This is a genomic window from Sphingobacterium sp. IITKGP-BTPF85 (assembly GCF_001006065.1).
GTDB classification, from domain to species: domain Bacteria; phylum Bacteroidota; class Bacteroidia; order Sphingobacteriales; family Sphingobacteriaceae; genus Sphingobacterium; species Sphingobacterium anhuiense.
Window position 1 is genome coordinate 1 of the sequence record NZ_ASZT02000165.1, and the last position, 10,358, is coordinate 10,358.

A 10,358-nucleotide genomic window follows, 5' to 3' on the forward strand; every position below is an offset into this window, starting at 1 on the left:
AGCGAAATAAATATAGACAATCCCTGCTATATAAATTCACCGCCATTTTCAATTATTAGGACCGACTAAGCTGATCTTTGACCTAAATCCATTTACACTTTTACATTATTCAAAAATTACTAATATATATTATGTAGAAGATTTCTGGAAAGGAAACTATTTGGAAATAGAAACAAGTTCAGGACGAAAAATATTGACCGCGCTAAATGTCTTGTCTAAGTCAGACAAAAATGAAATTTATAATACTGTTAAGAAGCAAATAAATAAAAAAAATTGCTAACATCGCTTTAACTATAGTGGAGCTCAACTGCTAAATTTCAGCATGAGTAATTCTAGTAATCTTCAGTAATAATTTGAGCGGAATTGCGTACAATTCTCCACAATCGACAAGCTGTAAGACATTGGGCGACATTTCAATAAATAAAATAATAAAAGCTAAAAATAAGGTAAAATGAATTCGTCTTTTATAAAATTATCATTCACTATTTCAATTGTAAGTTTATTAATGTCTTGTAAAACAAGCAAAATATCAACTGATACAAGTAAAACTTTAAATGATGTTGATATATATGTTGTAGGATACGAATACAATGATAGCAAGTTTGAATCTTCAATAGAAGAAATTGCAGACGAAGTAGGCATGAAACACGTAGCAAAACTATGGAAAAATGGTAAAGACATTCATTTAGAAAACAATGAATTATATTCAGATGCTAAATCCGTATTTGTAAACAACAATGATGTTTATATTGTAGGATCTATTATACTTGATAATGAATACGTTGCAACTATTTGGAAAAATGGAAAAATACAAAAATTAACAAACGGTAAAACTGCTGCTCATACCAGTTCTTTGTTTATAGATAAGAACAATATTTATATTCTTGGTGCTCAGTATAATACAAAAAATTATATGATTAAAGTATGGAAGAATGGTATTTATACTGATATAACAAATGGAGAAAACCCAACAGATGATGCTTCGATTTTTGTATATAAAGGAGATGAATATATATGTGGACACGAACAAACCGGAAATAAAAGTAAACATTACAGAAATAATAGTGTAGCTAAAATCTGGAAAAACGGAAAACCACAAAATCTTAGTAATGGATTAAATGATGCTTATGCGCTCTCGTTATTTGTTGAAAATGGTACCATTTATGTTGTGGGATATGAAATAGAAAATGATAAATATATAGCCAAATTATGGAAAAATGGAAAATCTCAAAATTTGTCTGATGGCCTAAATAATTCATATGCAAGATCCATATATATTTGGAACAATAATACATATATAGTTGGTAGTGAAAATATTAATGGAGTTGAAGTGGCGAGATTATGGATAAATGGAAAAGTACAATCCATTACAGATGGAAAACAACACGCTGTTGCTAATTCAGTTTTTGTAAACAACAATAATATTTACATCGGAGGATATGAAAAAAATGATAACGACAGAGATGTGGCGAAATTATGGATAAACGGAGTGGCTAAAAACCTAACTGATGGTACAAAAAACGGATATGCACAATCTATTTTTGTTGAAATAAAAAATAAAAACGATCGACCAACAAGATTTGCCTTTTATACACCTATCGTTTTTTTTCAATACTTCTCATCTTTAAAGAGACCTAACGAGACCCTTAAATTTGGTCATCTAGGGTCTCGATAAAATGAACTAGTTTGTGAATTGTTCTACTATTCCCCTTTGGGTTCATTTAAATAGTTTTTTCGTATTTCCACGACCCCACCTTTAGCTCCAAAAAAGCCTCCATCATGAGCAATCAACCGATGTCCTTGATTATAAAAAGGATTGATCAGGAATCCGTAGCCAAAGTTTTGTTGTTTATGGACGTTTTGTAAACGGAAGTTTTAAGAAAGCCCATAAACAATAAAATAGCTTGATACCCTATTGCACTACAAATTGGTAAGAATCCATAATTATTGTCAAGGAATTCGTTAAAAAAGAATAAATTGTTTTTAATAACTTAACGTTGAATTTCTAGGTATTCAATACTAAAAAGAATTGTCATGAAACTTTCGTCAAAAACAGAGCATATTCTAAGTCAGATCAGCACAACAACTAAGCTCGGAGACTTAAGAAAAATTGCGAAGGAGATCAAAAAAGATCACGAATTAGCACTGGAGTTATGGTCTACACCTAATTTTTTAGCAAGGCTATTGGCCATTCTGATTATGGATAATAAGCGCATTTCACAAGACACCGTCAATAAGCTCGATCAGGATATGCTTACGCATCCACCCGAAGAACGGAATCAGCTTATGGATTGGCTTATGGCAAACCAACTGACTAAAGACAAAAAAACGATTGCACTTATTGAATCCTGGCAAAATAGTGTATCACAGCTACAAAGGCGGATATTCTGGTATTACCAAGCCCGTTTAAGATGGACAGGACAAATACCTCCTCCTAATTCACTAGAATTATTAAATGAAATAGAAGCCAAAATTGCTAGAGAAGAGCCAGAAGTACAATGGGCAATGAATTTCCTAGCAGGATGGATTGGCGTTTATGAAAAACAATACCGAGATCGATGTATTGCAATCGGAGAAAAAACAGGCCTCTATAAAGGTGATATGGTATCAAAAGGCTGTACACCAAATTATTTACCAGAATTCATTGCTATAGAAAGCAACAAACGAAATTTATAATCCAGTTAACAATTTCTAATCAACATTAGATCAATATAATGCGTTATGATAGGATCACTAATAATCTCCTATCCTAACGCTATTGCTATTTTTAGTGCTTACGACTAAAATTAACTATTGAATCCCTCCATATCGCTGCAGATATAATATACTGGTTACCCTAAAATAGTTTACCTCTAATCCTACATCAAATATCAATTCAAAAAAAATAAACAATTTTAAACCAAGTACTTTGTTATACTATGTATTTTCTTTAGCTTAGCTCCATGGATAATGACTTTGTAAATAAATGGACTTCACAGCTCAAAAAGGGAACCTTATCTTTTGTTGTTTTAAGGATCTTAATGGATAAGCGTGAATATTATGGCTATGATCTAATTAACGAAATAAAAAAAAGGACGGCCATTGAAATCGCGGAGGGCACATTATATCCGTTGATGAACAGACTTAAAGATGAAAAACTTGTTGACTATAAATGGGTAGAACAGAATTCAGGAATTCCCAGAAAATATTACAACATCACAAGTTTAGGTCAGGAAACAGCCGAAGAGATGAAAAAATACTGGATCACATTAAACGACACCATCAATTCAATCTAATATGAAGTTTAAAGAAATAGAATTTGAAAACAGGAATTGTACACGGATATACCGAGATTACCTTAAACGTGTTCGAAATACTGTTAAGATATTAAATGAACAAAATCAACAGGAAATTTTACTGGAGATAAACAGTCATCTTTTCGAAGGCTTTTCAGATAATCCCAATGGTCGGGACGAAGTGGAACATTTATTAGATATTTTAGAAAAACTCGGACAACCGGAAGAATTTCTAAAACCTCTTATAGCAAATAAGAAACTGGAGGAAGCAACACGTACTTTCAATCCTCTCGAAATAGTGAAGGCTTTAACATTAAATATTAGTAACGGAATTTCCTATATAATATTTGCAATACTATATCTATTCTTATTTGGATTTCTTTTTTTAATCATTGCTAAACTGATCGACCGGATCACGTGGGACTCTTTTATCGTGCAAAGGACATCTTTATACTCGGGCAATATAATAATTCAGATGGTGTCAGTTATCTTCAATATGAGCGCTTAGGAAATTGGTTTATCCCTTTAATGGTTGTAGCCTCGATCACATTATATATACTATTAACCTTACTGTTAAAATTGAAAAAAAATATAAACCACAAACCGTTATGATGAAAAAATATCTCTTCTTGTTATCCTGTTTTTTTGTTTCGACATTGACAAATGCGCAACAATTTGACACGAACAAACTCGATTTGTATTTCAGTTCCCTGGAGAAAGCTAATAAATTTATGGGAACTGTTGCAGTGTCGAAAAATGAAAAAATTATCTACAGTAGATCCATAGGTTATTGCAATTTTGAAAATAATACCAGATCGAATGCTAATACCAAATATAGAATCGGTTCAATCTCTAAAACGTTTACTGCAGTATTGATCATGAAAGCAGTTGAGGAAAAAAAACTGGACCTCGCTCAGCATATTGATAAATTCTTTCCTTCCTTAACAAATGCATCTGCCATAACAATTGGTCATTTGCTTAGCCATAGAAGTGGTATCCATGACTTACGGATGATGAAAATTACGTTAACTGGTGCTATACTCCCAAAAGCGAAAAGGAAATGATGGCATTTATTGAAAAAGGAGGTTCTGACTTTCAACCTGATACAAAATCGGAATATAGCAATTCAAACTATGTATTATTAACTTATATTCTTGAGAAAACTTACAAAACGCCCTATGCAACACTTTTGAAAAAATGTATTACTGATCCATTCTCGCTCAAGAATACTTATTTCGGAGGTTCAATTAATACTTCAAATAATGAGGCAAAATCATACACCTTTGAAGACAACTGGATAGCTGCCAAAGAAACCGACACATCAATTCCTTTAGGAGCTGGAGGAATTGTTTCTAATCCGCTTGATCTGATAAAATTTAGCGACGCACTTTTTTCAGGAAAGATATTAAAAGCCGAAAGTCTGGCATTAATGGAAAACATCCAAGATGGACATGGTCTGGGACTTTTTAAACAACCCTTTTATGACAGGCAAGGATTTGGTCATCGTGGCGGAATAGATAAGTTCACCGCAGTATTTTCTTACTTTCCGAGCGATCACATATCTTTTGCACTGACTTCAAATGGTTCCAATTATAACAATAATGAAGTAGCTGTGACTGTTTTGAATGCCATATTCGGTAAACCTTTTGAAATTCCCGAATTTACAACATATCAAATAAATGCTGAGGAACTGGCAAAGTATAACGGAGTTTATGCATCCGCTCAAATACCCATAAAAATAACAATTACCAATGATGGCAAAAATTTAACTGCGCAAGCTGACGGACAAGCATCCATGCAACTTGAATGTACTGCGGAAAATATATTCAAATTTGATAAGGCTGGAATTGTACTCGAATTTAAACCTGCAGAGAACGTAATGATTCTTAAACAAGGTGGTGGACAATACATCTTTAATAAAGAAAAATAATTTTCTATCCAGCGGACATCCAGAATAATAAAAACCCGACAATAGGTCGGGTTTTTCAGTTATTACAAATTGATCAATCTATCGACCTCTTCTGCCGTTTCAATAACATCAAAAGATGTCGTTCCGTGCGTTGACGAAACAATACAAAATATAGTAGTCAAGGATCTTCCCTGATATTCATTTTGAACAAAATGAACAATGTTTTCGGCTATAAAAAAGATGGGTCTTTCTACTACTTCATCACCTTTTTTAACCCTTTGAGTTAGTTTAATTGATTTAGCCATATGAAGATATATTTTTTAACTAAATATACAAAAATGAAATTCTTATTCCAATTCATAATTCCCCCCTATTCTCTTGAGAAAAATTGACACGAAAGCTTTCTTACTAGCTATGATAATGTCGCACTAAACAACAGCTAAATTTCAAAATAGAAAATCATACTATGATAACATATGATCATAGATTTGCGGTAAACATCCAAACTATATAGGCCCGTATTTATATTTCCGGTTCAATTTAGTTTATTCCTAGTTGTAAATGCCTATTTTTGCAGATCATGAACGAAGATCCTATTATCATCATTGGTGCTGGTCCAGCTGGACTGATGGCTGCGCAACAACTAGCAACAAGAGGTTATCAGGTACACATCTATGAAAAAAATAAAGCTGCGGCCAGAAAATTCTTAGTCGCTGGTCATGGCGGATTTAACCTAACGCATAGTGAGCAAATAGAAAAGTTCGTTACTCAATATGATGCCGCGGAAATCCAAAATATCGTACGCCATTTTGATAATAATGCTACTGTAGAATGGCTATCATCAATCGGAATCCCGACATATGTTGGCAGTTCTGGAAAAATATTTCCCGAAAAACATATAAAACCCATACAAGTTTTACAAGCATGGCTAGATCATCTCAAGCAATTGGGAGTCATCATTAACTATGAGTACAGTTTCGTGGATTTTGATCTAGATTCTGTCACATTGCTGCACAACAAAGAAGTTGTGCGCAAAAGTTATCGTCAGCTCATCTTGACACTAGGTGGTGGTTCATGGAAAAAAACAGGATCAGATGCTTCATGGATTCCGGTTCTGACAAATAAAAAGATAAAAATTACCCCTTTACAAGCGGCCAATTCGGGATATAATACGACCAATGACCTGAGCGATCTAGAGGGACAGGTGTTAAAAAACATTCAGGTCGCATTTAACGGTACGAGCAAATTAGGAGAAATTGTATTTACAACCTATGGAATAGAAGGGAGTCCGCTCTATTATATGAACCGCTACAGCAGACCATACAAATTCCCGATTACACTTCATATTGATCTCAAGCCCAATGTGTCATTAGATGCAATTTTAAAGCAGATGCAATCTGGGGGAAATATAAGCTCACTATTAAAAAACAAACTTAAACTTTCATCCACTGCAGTTGCACTATTAAAGAAATTGGATAAACAAACATTCACAGATGCAATAGCACTAGGACAGCACATTAAAAACTACCCTATCCAAGTATCAGGATTAAGACCCTTAGATGAGGTGATCTCTACAGCTGGAGGTGTACCCTTTAATGAACTGAATAAAGACCTTTCATTACATAAATTTCCTTTGGTATACTGTGCCGGCGAAATGCTAGACTGGGAAGCACCAACAGGCGGATATCTGCTACAAGCTTGTTTTAGTACAGGTGTTTGGGTTGCTACATCGATCAGTAAAAATCACCCTTTAACAATTTAAGGGTTTTGATTATCGCAAGGAGGACGAACTTATGCTCCAAGTCCCTTCTATGAATAGGATTCTAACTTGACGTACATAAAAAATGCTTAATTACAGCTATAACACAAACTGTAATTAAGCATCTAATGCTAGCAATTGGACGCTTAATGAATCATGATAATGGCCCATTTGGTCGCAATAAAACTACGTTTACTTTTTAACAACCTTATTGATCAATTTTTGATAAGCATCAGCTATTTTTTTCATTCCGATATCATTTGGATGAGCAGAATCTACGGTTGAATTAATATCTAAACCAATTTCCCTATTTGTTAGTAGATAGAGATTTTTATCTCCAGATTGCTTAATACGATTTACAAATTGGTTAGCGACAGCACTGCTCTTTTTATATTCTTCGTTAATATCTAAATTGAAGATGGCGTTATTAAATCCTGAGCTATGCTCGGTAACAATAATCGGTGTCTTCGGATGTTTTTTTCGAATTTCGGTAACTGCATTAGACAGTAAAGAATCCAGTTGCTGTGCAGTTCTATCTTTCGTTAAAGCTAGATTTGGAATACAGTCCAATATAAAAACAGCAGCATCCACTTGATTGATATGATCGATAATAGGTTGTTCTAAACGACCATTACCCGAAAAGGCAACATTGATGACTGGGTTTTTAATAGCTCTACCTAGCATATTACTCCAGGCTAATCCAGGTCTAGTAGCACATGCGCCTTGAGCGATTGAAGTTCCGTAAACAACAACTGGCTTACCTTCTTGAACAACAAATTTAAAACTCTTATCAGACCCTACTCCTATTTCCAACCATTCCACTGTATTGTATAAAGGGAGGTATAAGCGATACGTAAAATTTGAATTTTTGCCTAATGCTTTGTAATTATAAGTTACCGTATCAGCAAAATTATAGTTACCAAATGCCCAGTTCCAATTACCCCTATCATCTTGCGCATATAAATCGACACCACTAACACCAATCGTAGGCATATGTGGCATATTTAAAGATCCGCTTACTTTATAGCGTACTTTAATAGCTTCCGCATCGGTCTGAAAGTCAACATACAAACCGGCACTATTGGTACCTAAGCTCCATACAGGAGATCGCACCTGACTTTTCAGACTCTCGGGCAAACGGTAATAATTCGGTAATTCTTCCGTATGAATACGTCCTTGAATCACCTTATTTTTAAGCGGATCATTCCAGTTGATCGATTGTTGAGCAAATGAACTAAAAGCAACAAATAGACTGGCAAAAGATAAAACTAAGTTTAATTTCATAATTTAGATTGAAAACCAAATCTACCAATTATCAGGATAAATAGAAATAATTCTTTTGTATCATTCGAATTACTTTAGTTGCCATAAAGAATTCATCGAGGCAACAAGAAATAAGTGCATAAAAAAGTCATCGTTTAGAACGATGACTTTTCTTTATGATAAAAGCTCTTTAATTAAAGAATAGCTTGTCTTACACGAACTAACTTTTCCATTAAGTCTTCTAAGTAATCTAAATGTAGCATATTAGCGCCATCAGATTTTGCTTGTGCTGGATTTGGATGAGTCTCAATAAATAAACCATCAGCTCCAACTGCTATTGCAGCTTTTGCGATCGTTTCTATCAATTCAGGTTTACCACCCGTTACGCCAGAAGTTTGATTTGGCTGTTGCAAAGAGTGTGTACAGTCCATAATAGTCGGTACACCAAAACCTCTCATCTCTGGAATTCCTCTGAAATCAACAATTAAATCCTGGTAACCAAATGTATTACCGCGATCTGTTAATAACACGTTCTTATTGCCCGAGTCAATAACTTTATCAACAGCAAACTTCATCGAAGCTGCATTTAAAAATTGTCCTTTTTTAATGTTTACTACCTTTCCAGTCTGCGCTGCTGCAACAAGCAATTCTGTTTGGCGGCATAAAAAAGCTGGAATCTGTAGAACATCAACATATGCTGCAGCTAAAGCTGCTTCATGACTTCATGAATATCTGTTACAGTGGGTACACCAAATGTTTTACCAACCTTCTCTAAAATACGCAAAGCTTTCTCATCACCTATTCCTGTAAAAGAATCAACACGCGAACGATTTGCTTTACGGTAAGATCCTTTAAATATATAAGGAATATTTAAGCGGTCTGTAATGGTTACGATTTTCTCTGCGATTCTTAAAGCGATTTCTTCTCCCTCTATCGCACATGGTCCTGCCATTAAAAAGAAATTCGTCGAATCTCCATTTTTAATTTGAGGTAGTACTGTATTTATCATTTAATATATGCGTTTCTAATTCCCTAATTCAGACATGAACTTTATTCGCATCAGTTGAATATCTTCATACGAATAATCATCTCCACCTAAATCTTTTAAAGCTTCATCAATAGAATCTGAATCTGCTTGCTTAAAATAATCGTAGACTTCATCTTGACGATCTTGATCGATCATCTCATCAACGAAATATCCGATATTAAGTTTGGTACCAGCATTTACAATTGTTTCTACTTCTTTCAACAATTCTTCATAGCTAATTCCTTTTGCGGCTGCGATATCATCTAAACCAATTTTACGGTCTATATTTGAATAATCGCGACCTTAAGCGCTGATTTATTTGCTGTACCTTTTATAACTAGATCTACCGGACGATCAATATCATTTTCTTCGACATACCCTTGATCAATTCTACAAACTGAGCTCCAAATTTAACCGCTTTGCCGTTACCGACACCCTGTATCTGTTTCAGTTCGTCCAATGAGACGGGATAATGCGTACACATTTCATCCAATGATGGATCTTGAAAAATAACAAACGGAGGAAGTGACTTTGATTTCGCAATCTTTTTACGAAGATCTTTCAGCATTTTCAATAGCTCCGTATCTAAAGCGCCTGTTGAATGTCCAGCATCTTCAGATGATGAATCATCTGAAAAATCCAAAGGACGGTTCATCACAAATTTCAGTGCATACGGATTTTCCAGGTAATGACGACCAATGTCCGTCATCTTTAATAAGCCATAATGATCAATATCCTTTGCTAGAAAGTTATTGAGCACCGCTTGACGAACCAATGATTCCCAATACACTACTCCTTTATCTTTACCTTTTCCGAACAAAGGATGCTCATCATGTTTATAAGCAGAAACAGGTTGATTATTCTGACCCACCATGACATTGATCACGTGTAGATCGTCAAAGTTTTCACCTTGTTCTTTAATAAAAGAAAGAACTTCAAATAACGATTGTTCTGCTTCAAAATAAGTTTTTTGAGCACGACAATTATCACACATATTACTACATCCGGTTTCGTCAAAATTCTCACCAAAATAATGTAGAATTTGTTTACGACGACAGACTGCAGATTCTGAATAATCAATAACTTCTTTTAAAATTTGTGTTCCGATTTCCCTTTCAGCAACGG

9 protein-coding genes and 2 pseudogenes are annotated in these 10,358 nt (G+C 34.4%); 7 read left to right on the top strand and 4 right to left on the bottom strand.

Features of this window, described 5'->3' with window-relative positions; genetic code table 11:
- Positions 1 to 505 precede the first annotated feature (505 nt).
- The 6 genes from L950_RS21930 to L950_RS21950 all read left to right on the top strand — a co-directional run bounded on the left by L950_RS21930 (position 506) and on the right by L950_RS21950 (position 5,205).
- Positions 506 to 1,675 carry a hypothetical protein gene (locus L950_RS21930; protein ID WP_021187956.1) on the top strand — a complete coding sequence of 390 codons (1,170 nt, stop codon included), beginning with the start codon at positions 506 to 508 and terminating at the stop codon, positions 1,673 to 1,675.
- Positions 1,676 to 2,034: 359 nt separating this feature from the next.
- Positions 2,035 to 2,676 (top strand): DNA alkylation repair protein, encoded by a 642-nt coding sequence (locus L950_RS21935; protein ID WP_021187957.1) that lies wholly within the window; start codon positions 2,035 to 2,037, stop codon positions 2,674 to 2,676.
- A gap of 266 nt (positions 2,677 to 2,942) precedes the next feature.
- Complete coding sequence (locus L950_RS21940; protein ID WP_021187958.1) at positions 2,943 to 3,275, top strand: PadR family transcriptional regulator; 333 nt, start codon at positions 2,943 to 2,945, stop codon at positions 3,273 to 3,275.
- A gap of 1 nt (position 3,276) precedes the next feature.
- A complete protein-coding gene (locus L950_RS21945; protein WP_021187959.1) occupies positions 3,277 to 3,783 on the top strand; it encodes an HAAS signaling domain-containing protein in 507 nt (168 codons plus the stop codon).
- Between the two features lie 100 nt (positions 3,784 to 3,883).
- Positions 3,884 to 4,339, top strand: coding sequence for a serine hydrolase domain-containing protein (locus L950_RS35900; protein WP_262507165.1), 456 nt, complete (start codon positions 3,884 to 3,886; stop codon positions 4,337 to 4,339).
- Positions 4,336 to 5,205, top strand: a complete 870-nt coding sequence (locus L950_RS21950; protein WP_262507166.1) for a serine hydrolase domain-containing protein — start codon at positions 4,336 to 4,338, stop codon at positions 5,203 to 5,205. Before L950_RS35900 ends, L950_RS21950 begins: the two co-directional genes overlap by 4 nt.
- A gap of 62 nt (positions 5,206 to 5,267) precedes the next feature.
- On the opposite strand, the gene L950_RS21955 is transcribed toward L950_RS21950, so the two are convergent.
- The gene (locus L950_RS21955; protein WP_021187960.1) at positions 5,268 to 5,489 is read right to left on the bottom strand and encodes a hypothetical protein; all 222 of its coding nucleotides are present in this window, start codon (positions 5,487 to 5,489) and stop codon (positions 5,268 to 5,270) included.
- Between the two features lie 275 nt (positions 5,490 to 5,764).
- On the opposite strand from L950_RS21955, the gene L950_RS21960 reads away from it, so the two are divergent.
- A complete protein-coding gene (locus L950_RS21960) occupies positions 5,765 to 6,946 on the top strand; it encodes an NAD(P)/FAD-dependent oxidoreductase (protein ID WP_021187961.1) in 1,182 nt (393 codons plus the stop codon).
- A gap of 189 nt (positions 6,947 to 7,135) precedes the next feature.
- Here L950_RS21960 and L950_RS21965 read toward each other — a convergent pair whose 3' ends face one another.
- From L950_RS21965 to L950_RS21975, 3 genes and pseudogenes are all read right to left on the bottom strand, one after another.
- On the bottom strand, positions 7,136 to 8,227 hold the full coding sequence (locus L950_RS21965) for an SGNH/GDSL hydrolase family protein (RefSeq protein ID WP_021187962.1): 1,092 nt from the start codon (positions 8,225 to 8,227) through the stop codon (positions 7,136 to 7,138).
- 173 nt (positions 8,228 to 8,400) lie between these two features.
- Positions 8,401 to 9,215, bottom strand: a pseudogene (gene kdsA, locus L950_RS21970) (3-deoxy-8-phosphooctulonate synthase).
- Between the two features lie 15 nt (positions 9,216 to 9,230).
- Positions 9,231 to 10,358 (bottom strand): annotated as a pseudogene (locus L950_RS21975) (RQC domain-containing protein); the annotation flags it as partial.